The 18744-nt window shown below is 69.7% G+C and carries 18 protein-coding genes; 10 read left to right on the forward strand and 8 right to left on the reverse strand.

Translation table 11 applies throughout. The features are described 5' to 3' along the window. Positions 1-77: 77 nt before the first annotated feature. Together BM43_RS04790 and BM43_RS04795 are read left to right on the forward strand one after the other, a co-directional pair. Positions 78-839, forward strand: a complete 762-nt coding sequence (locus BM43_RS04790; protein ID WP_036056651.1) for a 2-keto-4-pentenoate hydratase — start codon at positions 78-80, stop codon at positions 837-839. 268 nt (positions 840-1107) lie between these two features. Beyond that, positions 1108-2157 carry a sulfonate ABC transporter substrate-binding protein gene (locus BM43_RS04795; protein WP_013689968.1) on the forward strand — a complete coding sequence of 350 codons (1050 nt, stop codon included), beginning with the start codon at positions 1108-1110 and terminating at the stop codon, positions 2155-2157. 62 nt (positions 2158-2219) lie between these two features. On the opposite strand, the gene BM43_RS04800 is transcribed toward BM43_RS04795, so the two are convergent. From BM43_RS04800 to BM43_RS40170, 4 genes are all read right to left on the reverse strand, one after another. Beyond that, positions 2220-3209 (reverse strand): aliphatic sulfonate ABC transporter substrate-binding protein, encoded by a 990-nt coding sequence (locus BM43_RS04800; protein WP_036056650.1) that lies wholly within the window; start codon positions 3207-3209, stop codon positions 2220-2222. Positions 3210-3352: 143 nt separating this feature from the next. Beyond that, the gene (locus tag BM43_RS04805; protein ID WP_088555554.1) at positions 3353-3925 is read right to left on the reverse strand and encodes a flavin reductase family protein; all 573 of its coding nucleotides are present in this window, start codon (positions 3923-3925) and stop codon (positions 3353-3355) included. Between the two features lie 62 nt (positions 3926-3987). Further along, the gene (locus BM43_RS04810) at positions 3988-4341 is read right to left on the reverse strand and encodes a helix-turn-helix domain-containing protein (protein ID WP_370449060.1); all 354 of its coding nucleotides are present in this window, start codon (positions 4339-4341) and stop codon (positions 3988-3990) included. Between the two features lie 74 nt (positions 4342-4415). After that, the gene (locus BM43_RS40170) at positions 4416-4664 is read right to left on the reverse strand and encodes a hypothetical protein (protein WP_088555553.1); all 249 of its coding nucleotides are present in this window, start codon (positions 4662-4664) and stop codon (positions 4416-4418) included. 39 nt (positions 4665-4703) lie between these two features. On the opposite strand from BM43_RS40170, the gene BM43_RS04820 reads away from it, so the two are divergent. Next, positions 4704-5591 (forward strand): helix-turn-helix transcriptional regulator, encoded by an 888-nt coding sequence (locus BM43_RS04820; protein ID WP_036056647.1) that lies wholly within the window; start codon positions 4704-4706, stop codon positions 5589-5591. A gap of 88 nt (positions 5592-5679) precedes the next feature. Here the strand turns inward: BM43_RS04820 and BM43_RS04825 are convergent, their stop codons facing one another. Next, positions 5680-6120, reverse strand: coding sequence for a DUF2000 domain-containing protein (locus BM43_RS04825; RefSeq protein ID WP_036056646.1), 441 nt, complete (start codon positions 6118-6120; stop codon positions 5680-5682). A gap of 573 nt (positions 6121-6693) precedes the next feature. Here BM43_RS04825 and cysC point away from each other — a divergent pair. Next, positions 6694-7293, forward strand: coding sequence for an adenylyl-sulfate kinase (gene cysC / locus BM43_RS04830; RefSeq protein ID WP_042286344.1), 600 nt, complete (start codon positions 6694-6696; stop codon positions 7291-7293). A 165-nt stretch (positions 7294-7458) separates the two neighbouring features. After that, the gene (locus BM43_RS04835) at positions 7459-8274 is read left to right on the forward strand and encodes a sulfotransferase family protein (protein WP_036056645.1); all 816 of its coding nucleotides are present in this window, start codon (positions 7459-7461) and stop codon (positions 8272-8274) included. Positions 8275-8380: 106 nt separating this feature from the next. Here the strand turns inward: BM43_RS04835 and BM43_RS04840 are convergent, their stop codons facing one another. Then, the gene (locus BM43_RS04840; RefSeq protein ID WP_042286356.1) at positions 8381-9661 is read right to left on the reverse strand and encodes an Nramp family divalent metal transporter; all 1281 of its coding nucleotides are present in this window, start codon (positions 9659-9661) and stop codon (positions 8381-8383) included. A gap of 411 nt (positions 9662-10072) precedes the next feature. Here BM43_RS04840 and BM43_RS04845 point away from each other — a divergent pair, with 411 nt between their 5' ends. From BM43_RS04845 to BM43_RS04860, 4 genes are all read left to right on the forward strand, one after another. Beyond that, a complete protein-coding gene (locus BM43_RS04845; protein WP_025099494.1) occupies positions 10073-10837 on the forward strand; it encodes a metallophosphoesterase family protein in 765 nt (254 codons plus the stop codon). Positions 10838-11168: 331 nt separating this feature from the next. Further along, positions 11169-11969, forward strand: a complete 801-nt coding sequence (locus BM43_RS04850) for an SDR family oxidoreductase (RefSeq protein ID WP_036056642.1) — start codon at positions 11169-11171, stop codon at positions 11967-11969. 182 nt (positions 11970-12151) lie between these two features. Further along, the gene (locus BM43_RS04855; RefSeq protein WP_226284528.1) at positions 12152-13468 is read left to right on the forward strand and encodes an MFS transporter; all 1317 of its coding nucleotides are present in this window, start codon (positions 12152-12154) and stop codon (positions 13466-13468) included. A 257-nt stretch (positions 13469-13725) separates the two neighbouring features. Continuing rightward, on the forward strand, positions 13726-14613 hold the full coding sequence (locus BM43_RS04860) for a LysR family transcriptional regulator (RefSeq protein ID WP_042286347.1): 888 nt from the start codon (positions 13726-13728) through the stop codon (positions 14611-14613). Positions 14614-14804: 191 nt separating this feature from the next. Here the strand turns inward: BM43_RS04860 and BM43_RS04865 are convergent, their stop codons facing one another. Beyond that, positions 14805-16154, reverse strand: a complete 1350-nt coding sequence (locus tag BM43_RS04865; protein ID WP_036056639.1) for a mechanosensitive ion channel family protein — start codon at positions 16152-16154, stop codon at positions 14805-14807. A gap of 306 nt (positions 16155-16460) precedes the next feature. Between BM43_RS04865 and lhpI the strand changes: the two genes are divergently transcribed. Beyond that, on the forward strand, positions 16461-17399 hold the full coding sequence (gene lhpI / locus BM43_RS04870) for a bifunctional Delta(1)-pyrroline-2-carboxylate/Delta(1)-piperideine-2-carboxylate reductase (protein ID WP_036056638.1): 939 nt from the start codon (positions 16461-16463) through the stop codon (positions 17397-17399). A 31-nt stretch (positions 17400-17430) separates the two neighbouring features. Here the strand turns inward: lhpI and BM43_RS04875 are convergent, their stop codons facing one another. Then, positions 17431-18546, reverse strand: coding sequence for an OpgC domain-containing protein (locus tag BM43_RS04875; protein WP_036056637.1), 1116 nt, complete (start codon positions 18544-18546; stop codon positions 17431-17433). Between the last annotated feature and the right edge of the window lie 198 nt (positions 18547-18744).

Raw genomic sequence — 18744 nt, forward strand, 5'->3', positions numbered from 1 at the left:
GGCGCGGCGATTCGCCGGTAGCATGTGGCCCTGGCGGCAGCGCGTCCGCCATCCCCGGCCACCACCTGATCCCCGCGATGAACGACTCCCTTTCCCTTGGCCGCCTGCTCGCGCAGGCGAACGCGAACCACCAGCCGATCGAGGCGCTGCCCGCGGCCCTGCAGCCGGCCGATGCCGATGCCGCCTACGCGGCGCAGCACGAGCTGATCGCCGCGCTCGGCGGCGGGATCGGCGGCTGGAAGGTCGGCGCCAAGTCGCCCGATGCGCCGCCCGCGGCCGCGCCGCTGCCGGCGCATGGCGTGATGCATGGCGATACCGCCGTCTATACCGCCGACGCGCGGCGGCCCTTCGGGCTCGAACTCGAGATCGCGTTCCGCCTGGGCCGCGTGTTCGAGCCGAGCGAGACCGCCTATGGCGAGGCCGAGGTGGCGGCGGCGATTGCCTCGGTGGGCGCGACCATCGAGGTGGTGGCGAGCCGCTTCGCCCGGTTTCCCGACGTCGAGCGCCTCGCCCAGCTCGCCGACCTGCTCAACCACGCCGCGCTCGCGGCCGGCGAATTCGTTCCGTATCGCGAGGACCTGCCGTTCCTCGCGCCCTCGCTGTCCTTCACCTTCAACGGCCAATCGCTGTTCTCGGGCACGCCGGGCAACCCGGTGGGCGACCCGCGCCGGCTGCTGGCCTGGCTGGTCAATCACGCGACCGTCGCGCGGCGCGTGGCGCTCACGCCGGACCAGGTGATCACGGCCGGCACCTATGTCGGCCTGGTGCAGGTGGCCGGCAGCGGCGTGGCGGTCGGCCAGATCGCCGGCCTGCCGCCCGTGACGCTGACGATTGCCTGAACGCCGTTTGACCACCGCCTGAACGCGCCCCGATCTCGCCCGGGTTCGCGTTGTCGAGCGCCGGCGGCGCTCCCGCCCGGCGCTGCCGGCGATCCAGCCGGGGCAGGGCGGGACGACCGTGTCCAGCCGCTATCGCATCGCCTCGATAAGCATTGCAGCAATCGGGATTTGGCTTGCGGGCCGCCTTGATTACCATCGGCGCTCCGGCCGCGCGCCCTGGCTCGCGGCCGCCGATCAACCGCACTGCGCGAACCCCGGACACCTGACGATGCGACACGGCCACCCGATCCCCCCCAACCACGACAGCACGGCGGACCTGCCGGACGACGGCGCGCGCCGCCGCGACTGGCTCAAGGCGGCGGCCGCCGCCGCGCTCGCGCTGGCACGCCCGGCGGGGCTGGCCGGCGCCGGCCTGGCGGCGCTCGGCGCGAGCGGCGCGGCGCTCGCGGCCGGCGAGACCACGCTGCGGATCGGCTACCAGAAGTACGGCAATTTCGTGGTGCTGAAGGCGCGCGGCACGCTCGAGAAGCGGCTCGCGCCGCTCGGCGTGACGGTGCGCTGGATCGAGTTCCCGGGTGGCCCGCAGTTGCTGGAAGGGCTGGCGGCCGGCGCCGTCGATATCGGCACGGTCGGCGAGACGCCGCCGATCTTCGCGCAGGCCGGCAAGGTGGACTTCGTCTATATCGGCGCCGAGCCGCCCGCGCCGAAAGGCGAGGCGATCGTGGTGCCGCACGATTCGCCGATCCGCTCGGTGGCCGAGCTGCGCGGCAAGAAGGTGGCGCTCAATCGCGGCTCGAACGTCCACTACCTGCTGGTCAAGGCCCTGCAGGAGGCGAAGCTCGACTATCGCGAGATCCAGCCCGTCTACCTGGCCCCGGCCGACGGGCGCGCGGCCTTCGAGCAGCGCGCCATCGACGCCTGGGTGATCTGGGACCCTTACCTGGCCGCGGTCGAGCGCCAGACCGGCGCGCGCACGCTGCGCAACGGCGAGGGCATCGTCAGGAACACGCAGTACTACCTGGCGAGCCGTGCCTTCGCCGGTGCGCATCCCGAGCTGGTGCGCGCGGTGCTGGCCGAGATCGACGCCACCGACGCCTGGGCACGCGAGCACGTGCCCGAGGTGGCCGCCCAACTCTCGCCGCTGGTCGGGCTCGATGCGCCGACGCTGGAACTCGCGCTGGGGCGGGCCACGTACCACGTCGAGCCGGTCGGCGACGCGACGCTGGCCTACCAGCAACAGATCGCCGATGCCTTCACGGCGCTGAAGCTGATTCCGGGCAAGCTCGACGTCACGCAGGCGCGCTGGGCGGGGCACTGAAGCGAACCGGGCCGCCCCTTGACGGGTGGCGGCCCGGCATGCGGCCGCGCCGTCTCAGGCGCTCAAGCTCCCACCGCCACAGCGCGACGCGCCGCGAAATCCCAGCGCAGCGCCTGCCGCGTGTCGACGCGCGCCGGCAGCAGGCCCGCCTTCAGGAAGGTATCGGCGATCTTCTGCTGCTCGTCGAAGTGGGCGGCGGTCACGGCGCGCACCGCGTAGCTGCGCCGCGCGTTGGCGCGCTCGATGGTGGCCGCGTCGAGCCCCCAGATCGGCGCCAGCACGGCCGCGCCCTGGTCCGGATGCGCGCGCAACCAGTCGCCGGCCTGCACCAGCGCGTCGAACACCGCCTGCAGCACCGCCGGATGCGCGGCCGCGTAGTCGCTGGCCGCGAGGTAGTAGCGCTGGTACGAGGCCAGCCCCGTGCCGTCGGCCAGCACCTTCACCTCGGGGCGGCGATCGACCGAGGCCACGTAGGGGTCCCAGGTGATCCAGGCGCCGACGCTGCCGCGCTCGAAGGCGGCGCGCCCGTCGGCGGGCGTCAGGTAGTGCACCGAGACGTCGGCGGGTGCCAGGCCCGCCTTGGCCAGCGCGGCGAGCAGCAGGTAGTGGCTGCCGGCCGCCTTGGTGGTCGCGATGTCCTTGCCCTTCAGGGCGGCCAGCGTGTTGATGCCGCTTTCGCGCTTGACCAGGATCGCCTGCGCCGAGGGCGACGGCGCTTCCTGGGCCAGGTAGACGAAGCGGGCCTGCGCGGCCTGGGCGAACACCGGCACGGTATCGGCCACGTCGGCGCTGAAGTCGACGGCGCCGACGTTGAGCGCCTCGGTCAAGGGCAGGCCGCTGGCGAACTCGTGCCATTCGACGCGCGTGTTCAGCGGCGCGAGCGCCTTTTCCAGCGTGCCGCGCGCCTTGAGCAGCGTGATCAGCGTCGAGGATTTCTGGTAGCCGATGCGCAGCACGCCTGGCGCGCCCTGCGCCCGCGCGAGCGGGCCGGCGGCGGCCAGCGTCAGGGCCAGCAGGGAACGGGAGAAGGCGCGGCGCGTGAGTCGGGACATGAAGCGGATTCCTGGAGACGGGAGACGGTGGGCAATCCGCTAACGTACCGGTTTTGCCTGCTGCAGCGAACCGATCATTTCAGCTATCGATTTGAGCGCCAGGACTATCTCGCGCGGCGTTGCGCGGCGCGAGCGCCGGCGCTTCAGATATCGACCTGGAAGGCCTTCCAGCGATGCATGCGCTCGCGCAGGTCGAACACCTCGCCGTCGGCGGCGAAGGTGCCGTCGCCGCGATGGTGGAGCACGCGACGCTCCTCGCGCGCGTCGTTGACGGCGGCGGCCACCGCGCGCAGCACGAACAGGTCGTGGCGCTCGGCCAGCGTGTCGTCCTCGATCACGCATTCGATGTTGTAGAGGCAGTCGGCCAGGCGCGGCGCCGCCACCTGCTTCGAGGGCGCGGTGGCCAGGCCGAAGCGTTCGAACTTGTCGAGCTCGGCGCCGCTGCAGTTGCCGATCTCCACCAGGGTGGCGGCCCAGTCGGCGCCCGGCACCGCCAGCACGCATTCGCCGGTTTCGCGCAGCGCCGCGTGGCTGTGGTCCCAGGGGCCGATGATTGCGCCCACCAGCGGCGGCGAGTGGCGCATCACCATGTGGAAGCCCATCGTCATCACGTTCGCGCGCCGGCCGTCGTGGGTGACGACCAGCACCACCGGGCCGGATTCGAGCAGGCGATAGGTCTTCGAGGGATCGATGTCGCGCAGGGCGGGTTTTCGCATGGAAGTCTCCGAAAACGAGGGGCGCCGCGCGGCTGGCGCGCGGCGTGTCGCGGGATGCCGCCTCAGCGTGCCGCGCGCAGCCGTCCGGCGTCCTGCAGCGGCGTGAGCCCGAACTGCCGCTTGTACTCGCGATGGAACTGCGAGAGCTTGTCGTAGCCGACCGAGGCGGCCACCACGCCGAGGTCGCGCGAGCGGCGCAGCAGCAGGCTGCGTGCCTCGTAGAGCCGCAGCCGCTTCTGGTATTGCAGCGGGCTCATGGCGGTGGCTTCCTTGAAGTGGTGATGCAGCGAGGACACGTTCATGTTGGCGTGGCGCGCGAGATCGTCGATGCGCATCGACTCGGCGAAATGCGCCTGGATCCACGCCACCGCGCGCGTGATGCGCGAGGCGCGGCTGTCATCCGGAGAATCGTGCACTGATCGCGGAGCATCGTGGAGTTGGAGGGCGGCCGGGGCCGGATCGGGAGGGGGCTTGGTGGCTGCGGTCGTGGTCAGGACCCGTGAGGCTTGTTGGTCTTGTTGGCTGCATCGGCTGCATCGGCTGCATCGGCTGCATCGGCTGAATCGGCTGAATCGGCTGAATCGGCTGAATCGGCTGAATCGGCAACATCGGCAACATCGGCAACATCGGCAACATCGGCAACATCGGCAACATCGGCAACATCGGCAACATCGGCAACATCGGCAGCGCCGCCGCCCGGCGCCGAGGCGCTGCGTGGCGCCCACCGGCGATGGTACATTGGAGCGTTCGCGACTTCGCCGCCACGGCCGGCTCCAGCATGACAGCTTCGATCCTTCCGCCGGGCGGGCGCGCCGGCGAGGCTGCCCCGGCCATCGCGCGCAAGACCGAGGTGCGCATCTGGCAGGCGCCCGAGCTGGCCGCCGAACTGCTGCGCGGCGATTTCCACGATTTCTCCTACGACGTCCACACTCACGACACGGCCTGTTTCGCCCTGATCACCTCGGGCGCGATCCGCATCCGCATGCGCGGCAGCGAGTTCGTGGCCCGCCAGGGCGACCTCTACGCGATCGACGCCGACGAGCCGCACGCGGGCGGCCCCGTCGATCCGGGCGGCTGGCGCCAGCGCACCGTCTATGTGCGCACCGAGCACCTGCGCTCGCTGCTGTCCGATGGCGAGGCGCGCGGCGGCGCGGCGATCCGCGGGCCGATCATCGGCGATGCGCGGCTCAACGCGCTGTTCTATCGGGTCCACCAGGAATCGGAGGCGCAAGGCGACGCGCTGCGGCGCGAGGAGCGTTACCTGCGCTTCGTCGCGCGGCTGTTCGAGCGGCATGTGCATGAATCGCCGTCGCTGGCCGCGCCGGGCGCCGAGCCGCGCGCGGTGCGCCTCGCGCGCGAATTCCTCGACGCGCGCCTGGACCAGCAGGTCCATCTCGAGGAGATCGCCGGCGCGGCCGGCTTGCCGGTGTTTCGCCTGTTCCGCGCCTTCGAGCGCCATCTCGGCATGACGCCGCATGCCTATCAGCGCCAGGCGCGGGTGCGCGCGGCGATCGCGCTGATCCGGCTCGGGCGGCCGCTCGGCGAGGTGGCCGCGGCCAGCGGCTTCGCCGACCAGGCGCACCTGACGCGCTCGTTCCGCCGCATGATGGGCGTCACGCCGGGCGTGTTCCGCGACGCCACGCGCGCTCGGGCGCCGCGCGCCTGAGCGTGGCGGCGCCGGTCGCTATCGATTCAAGGTCCGGCGCGATTCCCGATCCGGCGCCCGAGCCACCATCATGCGGTTCCAGCCTGTCTCACTTCAACAAGCCGAGATTCGAGACGATCTTGCGGATCGCCTTGCGCGGGCCCACCAGCGCCACGCCGAGATAGGCGAGCTCGGCGGTGGCCACCTGCGCGACCGCGTCGCGAAACGCCGAGTAGTCGGTGGTCTGCTGGCCCTGCACCGGGAAGTCGGCCACCTCGCAGCCGGCTGCCAGGGCCTTGTCGCGGATCGACGGCAACCGGGCCGCCTCGGCCGAGAGCACGGCGATGCCGATCGGGATCAGGCCCGGATGCGAGACGCCGTCGGCGTCGACCAGCGGCGGCCCGACCAGGGCCGGCTGGCGCTGGCCGATGGTCAGCGCCAGCACGGCCGCGGCATTGGCGGCGCGCCCGGGCGGCAACTGGCTGTCGACCACGATCACGCAGCGTTCGGCCACCGGCGCCGCGCTGTGCTCGGGAATCACTGGGTTCATGCGGAAATCCTCCTGGAAAGCGATGAGGACCGCATTATTCGATCGCGCGCGGCGGGTGTCTTGAACGCTATTGCAGGGCAGTCGGCGTTTTTCGTTTCTTACGAACTTTTGACTGATTCGGCGGAACCTTAAGAAAATATTGCGTAATGAAGCGGTATTTTTGATTAATTGCAACGTTTGCGATCGTCACGTAGGATTCAACCCAGACCAAAAATCTTATAACTGTCGAATCCGAGGCTTGAAGTGATCCGATTGTATTTGTCACATGCATCGAATTCTGATGCGCCGTCCCGGTTTTATGTAAGTCGGGAGTTGGCTAGGATCACCTCGATGTGAAGCGTTGAGCCCAGCTCAATCCTCCGATATCGGAGTTTCATGTAACCGCTTTGTTGCTTCGATGAAAGTCGGGTGCGGTATTAATTTTTATTCTCGTTGACGCCTGCATTCTTCCATTCTTTGGCATGGGCATGGGCGGATGCATTGCCCCATTGCTTGAGATTCGTTTTGCAGACAGCGCACGACGGAACATACCGGCATTCATAAGCCGGTATCGAATTCAGTAAAGGTGCTGCCATGAATACGCTCCAAGAAGCTCGACCGGCTGCCGCATCACGGCGACCCGGAGCCGCTTCCGGTTCGCATACGCGAGCCGCGCTCTGTTATTGGCTTACCGGGTTGCCCGGCGCGGGCAAGACCACCCTGGCCCGTGCCTTTGCCGCGCAGTTGCGCGAGCGACATCGCGACGCGCTCGTGCTGGACGGCGACGAACTGCGTGCTCGTCTGAATCGAGATCTGGGTTTCGATCGCGCCGGCCGTGCCGAAAGCGTGCGCCGTACCGCCGAAATCGCCCGTGTGGCAGTGGATGCCGGCCTGGTGGTGCTGGTATCGCTGGTTTCGCCATTTGAAGAGGACCGGCGGCAAGCCGCGGAGATTGTAGGTGTCGATCGTTTCGTCGAGGTGTTCGTGGACGCCTCGCTCGACTGCTGCATGCAGCGTGATCCGAAAGGCATGTACCTGAAGGCACGCGCGGGTTTGATTCCAGGCTTCACCGGCATTTCCGCTCCTTACGAACGTCCGGTCTCGCCCGGTTTGCATATCGTCACCGATCAGGGCACTTGCGCGGATGGCATCGATCGCCTGATGCGTCATTTCGAGCTCCAGCGCCCCGGGTGACCGTAGCCCCGGCGCCGCCCATGCGCCGAGCGCGATATCTCGCGGCGTGGCGGCGGGGCATCGAACCATGTCCTGTCGATCCGTATCCATGCCGGATCGGAGAGACGCAGCCTCCAGCCACCGCCGTAGCCGCATTTTCATGCTGTGTCTTGCCATTTATCGATCATGTTCATTCTTTTTGGGTCCCCTCGTTCCGGCACCACGCTCTTCAAGGAGGCACTCAATCTTCACAGCGGGATCTTCATTCCCAATCAAACCACCTTCATCAGTCCGATTGCCCATGTGCTCGGCTGCATCAGCGACTGGGCGGTCGCGCGCCGGCTGATTGTCGAGATCATCACTTCGGCCGACGATTTCGCCGAGGTCCTGCAGCCTTATATTTCAGCAGCGGAGGTCGAAACCGCCGTCACCGGTGCCGAACCGACCCTTGCCGGGGTGCTGAGCGCGATCTACGCGCGGATGGCGCACAACACTGGCCGCCGCATCGGTGGGGACAAGACGCCCGACGATCTGCTTTCGATCCGCAAGCTCGAGCAGGTCGGCCTGCTCGACAGCGATCTGCGTTTCCTCCATATCGTGCGTGACGTACGCGGTGCCCTGTCTTCGCTGAAGCATGTCAGCTGGGCGCCGACCGGAATCGAGGAGTATTTCCCGCGGCTTTGGAACTACACGAACCTCCATCTGTTCAAGACCATGCACGCGCGGGACAACTACCTGCTGGTTCGCTACGAGGATTTAGTCGACGATCCGCGGCGGATGCTCGGCCAAGCCAGCGAGTTCCTTGGGCTGCCATTCGAGGAGGTGATGCTCGACTGCACGAATCGCGCTCCGGCGCTGCGCTACGACCAAAGCCACTTGAATCTCTCGCGCCCGTTCCTGGCGGAGCGGGCCAACTCATGGAAGCACGAGTTGGCTCCCGATTTTCAGTCGCACTGCGAAAACACCGCTCACGAGGCCTTACAGGAATTCGGCTACCTCTGAGGTCGAGCCGACGCGGCACGACGCTGGCAACAATCGGCTGGCGCTGGTTGGCAGACTCGTTTGCGGTCGGCCGTCGAAGCAGTTGGCTTGGCGCTGCTTCCTCGCGTCAGGCCACCCACAGCTGCCACAGCAAGGCCACATTGAGCGCGAGGATCAGCGCCGTGCTGGCCCAGGTCGCGGCGAGCACCCAGCCGCGGATGCGCCAGCGCCCCATCAGCGCCGGGCTGGCGGCGAACAGCACCAGCGGAATCACCGCCAGCGGCAACTGCAGGCTCAGCACCACTTGGCTGGCCACCAGCAACTGCGCCGAACCGTGATCGCCGAACGCGATCACCGCCACCAGCGCCGGGCCGATCGCCAGCGCGCGGGTGAGCAGGGCGCGCCGGGTCGGCCCGATGCGCAGTTTCAGGAAGCCCTCCATCACGATCTGCCCGGCGAGCGTGCCGGTCACCGTCGAATTGAGCCCGCAGGCCAGCAGCGCCGCGGCGAACAGCAGGCTGGCCCAGTCGGTGCCGACCAGCGGCGCGAGCAGGCGATGCGCGTCGGCCAGGTCGTCCACGTCGGTATGGCCGCTGGCATGGAACACCGCGGCGGCCACGATCAGCAAGGCCGCGTTGACCAGGAAGGCGAAACCGAGCGAGCCGAAGGTGTCGTAGCTGACGCCGCGCATGGTGTCGGCGATCGCCGCGTCGCGATCCTCACCGGCCGGCACGTGGCGCTTGACCAGGGCCGAGTGCAGGTAGAGGTTGTGCGGCATCACGGTGGCGCCGACGATGCCGGCCGCCAGCCAGACCATGCCGGCGTTGCGCACCAGCTCGGTGGACGGCACGAAGCCGCCCAGCACGCCGAGCCAGTCGGGCCGCGCCAGCGCGACCTCGGCCACGAAGCACAGCGCGACGAACAGGATCAGCGCGGCCACGCAGATTTCCAGCGTGCGATGGCCGCGCCGCTGCAGCGCCAGCATCGCGAAGGTGCCCACCGACGAGAGCAGCACGCCGGTCAGCAGCGGCACGTGCAGCAGCAATTGCAGCGCCACCGCGCAGCCCACCACCTCGGCGACGTCGCAGGCGATGATGGCCGCCTCGGTGGCCAGCCACAGCAGCACCGTGGCGCGCCGCGACAGCCGCTCGCGGCACAGCTCGGCCAGGTCGCGCCCGGTCACCACGCCCACGCGCGCCGTAACCCATTGCAGCAGCATCGCGATCAGGCTGGCCAGCGCGACCACGCTCAGCAGCCGGTAGCCGAACTGCGCGCCGCCGGCCAGCGCCGTGGCCCAGTTGCCGGGATCCATGTAGCCGACCGCCACCAGCGCGCCGGCACCGGCGAAACGGGTCCAGGGCGTGGGCGGGCGGAACTGGCCGGCTGGCGAGGGAAGGGAGGGGATCATCGGATCGGGCATCGGTCGCGGTCCTGCTGCTGAGCAAAGGATAGGCGGGAAAGGCGATTCACATCGGACATGTCAGACTCACATTCACGAATGATAATTATTCTCATTCGTGTTTGGCAATTGAAAATGGCGATAAAACCCATAGCGGGCTGTCCTGGAAAACGGGGGCGGGTCGCTCGGGCCCGTGGCAAGGGCAGCGAGCCGCCGCACGCGGAAAACGGCCGGGGCAGCCGGCCGATGTGGCGCCGGAGCCATGCCGCACCGGCCACGCAAGGCGCGAACCCGCTCGCGAAGCGCCGTGGCGCCGGCCGCAAGCCGCGCGGGGCGCGCCATACGCGGCGCCCGAGGGCGTGATAAGGTCCCGGTTTCGCCGGCCCGCCGGCCCCGAGTCAAGCGGAAACCGTCGATACGATGCGCATTTTTTCCCTGTCCGATATCCACGTCGATTTCGAAGGCAATGCCGAATGGGTGGCGTCGCTGTCGCGCAGCGAGTACCAGCGCGACGTGCTGATCCTGGCCGGCGACGTATCCGATTCGCTGGAGCGGCTGGAGCGCTGCCTGAGTACCTTCGCGAGCTGCTTCCGGCGCGTGTTCTTCGTGCCGGGCAACCACGAGCTTTGGGTGATGCGCGACCCGCCGGGCACCACTTCGCTCGACAAGTTCGAGCAGGTGCGGCGGGTGGCCGAGGCGAGCGGCGCGACGCTGCGCGCCGAGCTGGTGGACGGCGTGGCGATCGTGCCGCTGCTGGGCTGGTACGACGAATCCTTCGGCGTGCCCGGCCAGGAGCTGCGCGATGCCTGGATGGACTTCCATGCCTGCCGCTGGCCGCAGGGCTGGACCAGCCGGCATGTCGCCGAGTATTTCACCGGCCTCAATGTGCTCGACGACCTGCCGCGCGGCCGGCCGACCATCAGCTTCTCGCATTTCCTGCCGCGCATCGACGTGATGCCGGCCTATATCCCCGCCTCGCGACGCATGCTCTATCCGGTGCTCGGCAGCAGCCTGATCGAGGCGCAGGTGCGCCGGATCCGTCCCGACCTGCATCTCTACGGGCATAGCCACGTCAACCGCGAGGTGGTGCTCGACGGCATCCGCTATCTCAACAACGCGTTCGGCTACCCGCACGAGGAGCGCATCACCAAGAAGGCGCTGCACTGCGTCTACCAGGCCGACTGAAGCCGCTTCGGGCTGCTTCGGGCTGCTTCGGGCTGCTTCGGGCTGCTTCGGGCCACCTGCGACAGGTTCGACGAGACGGTTCCGAAAAATAATCGTGTAACCGTCAAAATATCACTTGAAAAGTTACATTGCATCGATAGAATGAGCGCTGTCGATGGCGCACGGCATGCGCGCGGAGCGATCCGCAGCATCCAGGGCGACATCGAGCAGGACGGCCACAAGCGCCGCGTACGCATCGTATTCATGAGGATTGCGAAGCGATGCGTGGTGCGCGACGCCATGCGATCCGTCCCGCATCCATCAAACCGAGAGACGGACGGAGGACAGCGAGATGAACGGCAACGACACGGAGCAGGCAGGCGAGGCGGCGCGGGTGGCGATCGTGACGGGGGCGAGCCGCGGCATCGGCCGCGCCACGGCGCTTCGTCTCGCCCGCGATTTCGATGCGCTGGTGCTGGTCGCGCGCAGCGGCGAGCTGCTCGAGGGCACGGCCGAGGCGGTGCGCGCGGCGGGCAGCCAGGCGCTCGTGCTCGACCTGGACCTGCGCGAGCCCGACGCGGCGGCGCAGACGGTGGCGCGCACCCTGGCGGCCTTCGGGCGCATCGACGCGCTGCTCAACATCGCCGGCGCGGTGCCGCAGATCGACCTGCTCGAGATGACCGACGCGCAATGGGACGATGGTTTCGCGCTGAAGCTGCACGGCGCGCGGCGTCTCACGGTGCATGCCTGGGAGGCGCTGAAGGCGAGCGGCGGCTCGGTGATCTTCACCTCCGGCAACTCGGCGCAGGCGCCGAAATCGGCCTTCGCGGCGGTGGCTACCGTCAACGCGGCGATCGTCGCGCTCGCCAAGGCCTTCGCCGAGCGCGGCGTGGGCGACGGCGTGCAGGTCAACAGCGTGCTGCCGGGGCCGGTGATGACCGACCGGCGCCGTTCCTACCTGGAGAAATACGCGCCCGCGCATGGCATGAGCGTGGAGCAGGCGATCGAGCAGTTTCCGCAGCAGGCCGGCATCACGCGTTACGGCACGCCCGAGGACATCGCCGAGCTGTTCGCCTTCGTGCTGTCGCCAGCCGGGCGCTGGATGGTGGGCTCGACGCTGCGCATGGATGGCGGCGAGATCAAGGCCGTCTGAGGTAGATCGAGGCCGCTGGCCGCCGCGACGGCCCCGCGGCAGCGCATAGCTGCTATGCACGCCGCTTCATGGCTCGCCGCGCGTTCGCCGTCGATACTGTCGCGGCGGCCCGGCGGGCACGGCGCGCGACGGCGCCGGACGAACCACCGAACACGACAGACAACCAACCCAAAGTGACCCCCATGCGTGGCGACAGACAGACGACGGAACAGATGGCGGGGCGCGGCGGCGCCGGCTCCGCGCAGGAGGCGAGGACCGCGGCGGCGCTCGCCCGGGCAGGCGCGGCAAGCGCGCCGGCAGCACCCGCGAAACCCGGCCTGGCCGGCGAGTGGCCGCTGATCGTCGCGATCGTGCTGGTGGCGATCAACCTGCGGCCCGGCATCGTGTCGATGGGGCCGCTGCTGCCGCAGATCCAGCAGACCTTCGCGATCTCGCATGCCACTGCCTCGCTGATGACGGCGATCCCCGACCTGCTGATGGGCCTGCTCGCGCTGCCCACGCCGTGGCTGGCGCGCCGCTTCGGCCGCAACGCGGTGCTGATGGGCGCGTTGCTGCTGCTCTCGCTGGCGACCGTGGCGCGCGCCTTCGCGCCGAACACCTTCGGCCTGCTGGCGACCACGGTCGGCGTGGGTGCCGGCATAGCGATCGCCGGCGCGCTGTTCGGCGGCCTGATCAAGGCGAAATTCCCCAGCCGCGTGGCGCTGCTGATGGGTATCTATGCCACCGCGCTGTCGTTCGGCAGCACGCTCGCGGCGGCCGCCACCGGCTTCGTGGCCAGCCACTCGGCGTTCGGCTGGCGCCTCGGCGCGGGCGTGTGGGGCGTGCTCGGCATCGTGGCGATCCTCGGCGCGCGGATGGTGGCGCGCTCCGATGCGGGCGCCGCGCCTGCCGCCACGGCACCGGCACGCGCCGCGATCCGGCTGCCGTTGCGCGATCCCAAGGCCTGGCTGGTGGCCCTCTATTTCGCCTGCGACAACCTGCTGTTCTACGCGCTGCTGTCCTGGCTGCCGCCTTCGTATCACGAGCACGGCCTGTCGCCCGAGCGCGCCGGGCTGGTGCTGGCCACCTTCATGGCGGTGTTCACGGTCGCCAACCCGGTGATCGGTTCGCTGAGCCGCCATCACGACCGGCGCGGCTGGCTGCTGCTGTGCGCGGCGCTGGCGGTGGCCGGGCTGGCCGGCATCGCCTGGGCGCCGATGCAGCTCACCACGCTGTGGGTGGCCCTGTCCGCCTGCGGGCTGGCCGGCGGTTTCACGCTCGGCATGACGCTGCCGCTCGACAACACGCACAGCGCCGAGGAAGCGAACACCTGGAACGCCTTCTCGCTGCTGGTCGGCTACCTGATCGCCGCCTGCGGCCCGTTCGCGGTCGGCCTGCTGCGCGACCTGACCGGCAGCTTCGACGTGCCGATGGCCTGCCTGGTCGGCGTGGGCCTGGCCATGGCGCTGCTCTCGCCGTTCCTGAAGCCGCGCGAATTGCGCGCCGGCGCCTCGCACTGAAGCCAGGCGATCGCGCGGCGCCGGTCGCCCGCCGCGCGAAACCGTTGCATCCGCAACCACTTCCGCGCATCCCGGGCGTTGCCGCGCGTGCCGCGCGTGCCGCTCGTTCCCGCGCGTGCCGGCCGATAGCCCCGTTTCCCGCCCGTCCGGGCATCCCTGTCGATTGCCTCCAGACCTGCAATAATCCGAGCGCGTTCGGCGCGCCGGTGTCGGCGCGCGCGCCGCTACCGATCCGGTTTTCGTGTCAGGCAGGGTTCATGAAGGGCAATATCGACCATCCGCTGCGGCTGTTCCTCGAGATCGCGAACCGCGGGTCGCTGTCGGCTGCGGCCGAGGCGCTGTCGCTTTCGCAATCGGGATTGAGCCGGCAACTGGCCGCGCTCGAGCGCCATGTCGGGCAGCCGCTGTTCGTGCGGCACGGCCGCGGCGTCGAGCCGACCGACGCGGGGCGCCGCCTGCTCGAAGCCGCGCGGCCGGCCTACCAGGCGATCGACGATGCGGTGATGCAGTTGCGCGAGCGCCACGGCCTGACCGCCGGCAACCTCAATGTCGCCACCGTGCACACGCTCGGCCACGACTTCGTCTCGGAGATCGTCGCGCGCTTCATGCGGCAGCGTCCCGCCGCCAGCGTCTCGCTGCTGGAGCGCAGCTCGCCGGGCGTGGCGGAGATGGTGGAGGGCGGCGGCGCCGAGATCGGTTTCGTCTACGACGCGGCGGTGGCCTCCGACCTGCTCGAGATCACGCCGCTGTTCGACGAGGAGATGGGTTTCGTGGTGCACCAGAGCTCGCGCTTCGCCTCGCTGGCGGCCATCACGCTCGACGCGCACACGCCGCCGCTGATCGTGTTCCCGCCCAGCTACGCGCTGCGCCGCATGCTGCACGGTCGCGCCTTCGATGCCAAGGTAGCCGCCGAGGTCGACTCGATGGACGCGATGCTGAAGCTGGTCTCGCTGACCAACGGCCAGTGCATCCTGCCGATGCGGATCCCGTCGCGCCTGCTCGGCGAATACGGGCTGACGCGAATCCCGATCGCCGCGCCGGTGATGCGCCGGCGCATCGTCGCGGTGACGCGGCGCGAGCGGCCGCTGTCGGCGCTGGCCGCGCTGCTGCTGGCGATCGCGCGCGAGCTGGCGGCCGCGGCCTGAGCGAGCCGGCCTGGGCGCCCACTCAAGCGCGTCCACTCAAGCTCACCGGCTCAAGCTCACCGGCTCAAGCTCACCGGCTCAAGCTCACCGGCTCAAGCTCACCGGCTCAAGCTCACCGGCCCAAGCTTACCGGCCCAAGCTTACCGGCCCAAGCTCACCGGCTCGAGTGCGTCGGTTCAAGCGCGTCGGGTTCAGCGGGTGCCGGCCGGCTCGGCCTCGGCCGCGCGCGGTGTGTCGGCCGTCTTGGCGGCGCCGTCCGCCTGCATGGGCGAGGCGGCCGGCTTGGCCGCCCGGGCCGCGCCCGCCGCCGCGGATTCCGCCTCGCGCCGCGAGGCCGCCGCGGCCTCCATCATGCCGCGCATGTCGAAGCCCGAAGGATGCTGGTAGACGCGCAGCCCGAACTCGGGCAGCACGGCGAGCAGGTGATCGAAGATGTCGCCCTGGATGGTCTCGTAGTCGAGCCAGGTGGTGGTGTCGGTGAAGCAGTACAGCTCCATCGGGATGCCCTCGGCCGTCAGCGGCAACTGGCGCGCCATGCGCGTCATGCCGCGATGGATGCGCGGGTGGCGCTGCAGGTAGCTGTCGCAATAGGCGCGGAAGGTGCCGAGGTTGGTCAACTGGCGGCGATTGCCCATCCACTCGCCGTCGGCGCCGAGCGCGCCGTTCCATTCGGCCAGCGTGTCGCGCTTGCCGGCCAGGTAGTCCTTCAGCAGCGTGAAGCGCTCCAGCCGCGCGATTTCCTCGGTGCTCAGGAAGCGCACGCTGCTCGCGTCGACGAACAGCGCGCGCTTGATGCGTCGCCCGCCCGATTCGGTCATGCCGCGCCAGTTCTGGTAGCTCTCGGTGATCAGCTTCCAGGTCGGGATGGTGATGATGGTGCGATCGAAGTTGGCCACCTTCACGGTGTTCAGCGTGATGTCGATCACGTCGCCGTCGGCGCCCGCGCTCGGCATGGTGATCCAGTCGCCGATCCGCAGCATGTCGTTGGAAGACAACTGCACGCCGGCCACCAGGCCCAGGATGGTGTCCTTGAAGATCAGCATCAGCACCGCCGACATCGCGCCGATTCCCGACAGCAGCAGGCCGATCTGCTTGCCGGTGACGGTGCCGATCACCACCAGCGCGGCGGTGATGTACATCACCAGCTTGATCAGCTGCATCGCGCCCTTGAGCGACAGCGTGGGCCGCTCGCGCGGCTGGGTGCGGTGCAGGTGCTCGGCGGCCGACAGCACCGCGCCGATCGTCATCGTCACCAGGAACACCACGATCGCGAACAGCAGCTTGTCGACGATCTGCGCGGCCGATTCGGGAATGTTCGGGATTGAGCGGAAACCGAGCTGGAACACCACGAAGGGCACCAGGCGCGAGAGCCACTTGAAGGCGCCGAACTGGAACAGCACGTCGTCGAAGCGGGTGGGGGTGCGCGCCGCGAACTTCGCGACCACGCGGAACAGCACGAAGCGCACCGCCAGGGCGATCGCGCAGGAGGCGGCCAGCAGGATCAGACAGCCGACGAGGGGGGCAAACCAGATGGCATTCATTGAATCGAGGAAAAACGGTGAACGGGTGGTGCGGTAGTGCAGGGAACCTGCCTGGCGCCGGCTCGGCCGGCTTGGCGCAGGGCGTCTGTAAGGGACCGCGGATCCGGCGCCGGGTTCCGATACTTTTTACCGATCGCCGCCGGGCGCGGCTTCGCGCGCCGTCTCGCAGGCGCCGGGCGCGATCGTACCCGTTTTTTTGACGCCGCTTGCCGCCGGTGCCGGGCTCGCTTAACGTGAGCGCTTCCCGCGCGAGCGCGACGCCTGAGAACAGGCGGTGCGCGCCGGCAATCACGAGGAGGCGTTTCGATGACTCTTGCGGTATGCGATGCGGCGCAAACGGCGGTCTGCCTGCCGTTCGGGCCCCTGGTGGATGCGCTGGCGGTGGCCGCGCGCGAGGCGGCCGAAGGCCGGATCCTGAGCCCGGCGCGGCTGGCGGTGCCGCTGCGCGAGGGCGGCGTGATGCTGTCGATGCCGGCCGCGGCCGACGACATCGCGATCCACAAGCTGGTCAATGTCTGCCCGGGCAACCGCGAGCGCGACCTGCCGACCATCCACGGCCAGGTGGTGGCCTACGATCCCGGCAGCGGCGAGGCGCTGGTCTCGCTCGACGGGCCGACCGTCACCGGGCGGCGCACCGCCGGCATCACCATGCTGGGCGCGCGCACCTTCCTGGCGGCCGCGCCGCGCGAGGTGCTGCTGTACGGCATCGGCACCCAGGCCGCGCATCACCTCGACGCACTGGCCGAGCTGTATCCCGAGGCGCGCGTGCGCGTGAAGGCGCGCTCGGTGGAGCGTGCCGAGGCGTTCTGCGCGCGCTGGCGCGAGAGCCTGCCCGGCATCGAGCCGTTCGGCGAGGCGCCGGTGCCCGATTCGGTCGACCTGGTGATCGCCGCCACCACCAGCGCCACGCCGGTCTATCACGAGGCGGCGCGCGCCGGGCGCCTGGTGGTGGGCGTCGGCGTGTTCACCGCCGATCGCGCCGAGATCGCCGCGCGGACCGTGAACGGCAGCGCCCTGTTCGTCGACGATCCCGACGGCGCGCATCACGAGGCCGGCGACCTGATCCTGGCCGGCGTCGACTGGGCGCGCGTCGGCTCGCTGGCCGGCGCGATCGTGGCGGCGGAGCAGGCCGGCGGCCGCGCCGAGGCGGAGCAGCCGGTGCTGTTCAAGAGCGTCGGTTGCGCGGCCTGGGACCTGGCCGCCGGCCGCGTCGCGCTCGCCACGCGCGCCGGGGCGCAGGACTGAACGCCGGCGCCCTGCCAGTGCCTCCGCGCTTTCAGCGCCGCGCGCGCAGGAAGGGCAGGCGCGCGGCCAGCGGCCCGTAGAGCTTGGCGACCAGGTAGAGCAGGCCGATCGCGACCGCGTCGGCGGTCAGCCCGAGCGGCACGTCGAGATAACCGTCGGTCTGCCAGTACAGCACCGAATCCACCGACAGCGAGATCCCCGTGCCGGCCACGAAGCAGAGCAGGCCCTGGCGGCCGATCGTGCCGATCCAGGGCATGGCCCGCGCCACCTTGTGCATCCAGCCGAGGTGGACCAGCTTGGCGGCCAGCCAGGCGATCGCCAGGAAGTTGAGCAGGCGCACCGCGCCGAGGTTCTGCTTGATGGCCGGATCGGTCGGGAACGGCTCGATGCGCAGCCGGTAATAGGCGCCCGCGGCCACCACGGCCACCGCCAGCGCCGTCACCAGCACCCCGCGCGGCTGCCGCGAGAGCGCCGCGTAGACCGGCTGGCAGCGGCACAGCGCGCCGAGCACGAACAGGAACTGCCAGGCGAAGGGATTGAAGTCCCAGGGCATGCCGTCGACGCCCGGCAGGTAGCCGGCGATGCGCCGCGCCGAAAGCCAGCCCAGCAGGCTGATGGCCAGCAGCAGCCAGGGCTTGCCGCGCGCCAGCGGCAGCGCCAGCGGCACCAGCGCCGCGAAGATCGCGTACATCGGCAGCACCGAGGCGAGGTAGGGCTGGCGGCGGAACAGCAGGATGTCGCGCAGCGCCGCGAGCGGCTTGTGCAGCAGCCCTTCCAGGTCGTTGGTCGGCATGTTCGGGCCGTCGATCGCGAGCGCGTTGAGCGCCGCCGTGATCAGCAGCATCAGCCCGGCGGTGATCAGGAAGGCGCGGTAGATCTCGAAGGCGCGGCGGATGAAGCGCTGGCGCGCGACCGCCTCGGTCTGGCGCTCGGCCAGCGAGTTGTAGGCGATCGCGGTGGCGAAGCCGCCCAGGAACACGAACACCTCGGCCGCGTCGCACAGCGCGTAGGCGTGCAGCGTCACGCGCGACAGGATGCTGCCGCCGATATGGTCGACCACGATCACCAGCAGCACCAGCCCGCGAAAGAAATCGAGCTCGGCGAAACGGCCGGCGCGCGGCGCCGGCGCATGGACGGACGCGTTCATGCGCGAGGGCGCCGGCGGGCGCGGAAACGGGCAGCGGAAGAGGGCGCGCGGACGATGGCGGCGCGCGACGGAAAACTCGGCATGAAGCGGACGGCGGGGAGCGGAAACGGACGTGATTGTGCCATCGTTGCGGGGGCACCGACGGTTCGCGCGGCGCGGCTCGATCCGCACCAGCCTGGCGCATCGCCGGCGCGCCGC

Origin of the sequence: Burkholderia gladioli (assembly GCF_000959725.1) — a bacterium.
Classification (GTDB): domain Bacteria; phylum Pseudomonadota; class Gammaproteobacteria; order Burkholderiales; family Burkholderiaceae; genus Burkholderia; species Burkholderia gladioli.

What these genes read in the sequence shown, in the direction of transcription:
- BM43_RS04790 (WP_036056651.1), top strand. Translation starts at nt 78, where the DNA reads ATGAACGACTCCCTTTCCCTTGGCCGCCTGCTCGCGCAGGCGAACGCG.
- BM43_RS04795 (WP_013689968.1), top strand. Translation starts at nt 1,108, where the DNA reads ATGCGACACGGCCACCCGATCCCCCCCAACCACGACAGCACGGCGGAC.
- BM43_RS04800 (WP_036056650.1), bottom strand. Translation starts at nt 3,209, where the DNA reads ATGTCCCGACTCACGCGCCGCGCCTTCTCCCGTTCCCTGCTGGCCCTG.
- BM43_RS04805 (WP_088555554.1), bottom strand. Translation starts at nt 3,925, where the DNA reads ATGCGAAAACCCGCCCTGCGCGACATCGATCCCTCGAAGACCTATCGC.
- BM43_RS40170 (WP_088555553.1), bottom strand. Translation starts at nt 4,664, where the DNA reads ATGTACCATCGCCGGTGGGCGCCACGCAGCGCCTCGGCGCCGGGCGGC.
- BM43_RS04820 (WP_036056647.1), top strand. Translation starts at nt 4,704, where the DNA reads ATGACAGCTTCGATCCTTCCGCCGGGCGGGCGCGCCGGCGAGGCTGCC.
- BM43_RS04825 (WP_036056646.1), bottom strand. Translation starts at nt 6,120, where the DNA reads ATGAACCCAGTGATTCCCGAGCACAGCGCGGCGCCGGTGGCCGAACGC.
- cysC (WP_042286344.1), top strand. Translation starts at nt 6,694, where the DNA reads ATGAATACGCTCCAAGAAGCTCGACCGGCTGCCGCATCACGGCGACCC.
- BM43_RS04835 (WP_036056645.1), top strand. Translation starts at nt 7,459, where the DNA reads ATGTTCATTCTTTTTGGGTCCCCTCGTTCCGGCACCACGCTCTTCAAG.
- BM43_RS04840 (WP_042286356.1), bottom strand. Translation starts at nt 9,661, where the DNA reads ATGATCCCCTCCCTTCCCTCGCCAGCCGGCCAGTTCCGCCCGCCCACG.
- BM43_RS04845 (WP_025099494.1), top strand. Translation starts at nt 10,073, where the DNA reads ATGCGCATTTTTTCCCTGTCCGATATCCACGTCGATTTCGAAGGCAAT.
- BM43_RS04850 (WP_036056642.1), top strand. Translation starts at nt 11,169, where the DNA reads ATGAACGGCAACGACACGGAGCAGGCAGGCGAGGCGGCGCGGGTGGCG.
- BM43_RS04855 (WP_226284528.1), top strand. Translation starts at nt 12,152, where the DNA reads ATGCGTGGCGACAGACAGACGACGGAACAGATGGCGGGGCGCGGCGGC.
- BM43_RS04860 (WP_042286347.1), top strand. Translation starts at nt 13,726, where the DNA reads ATGAAGGGCAATATCGACCATCCGCTGCGGCTGTTCCTCGAGATCGCG.
- BM43_RS04865 (WP_036056639.1), bottom strand. Translation starts at nt 16,154, where the DNA reads ATGAATGCCATCTGGTTTGCCCCCCTCGTCGGCTGTCTGATCCTGCTG.
- lhpI (WP_036056638.1), top strand. Translation starts at nt 16,461, where the DNA reads ATGACTCTTGCGGTATGCGATGCGGCGCAAACGGCGGTCTGCCTGCCG.
- BM43_RS04875 (WP_036056637.1), bottom strand. Translation starts at nt 18,546, where the DNA reads ATGAACGCGTCCGTCCATGCGCCGGCGCCGCGCGCCGGCCGTTTCGCC.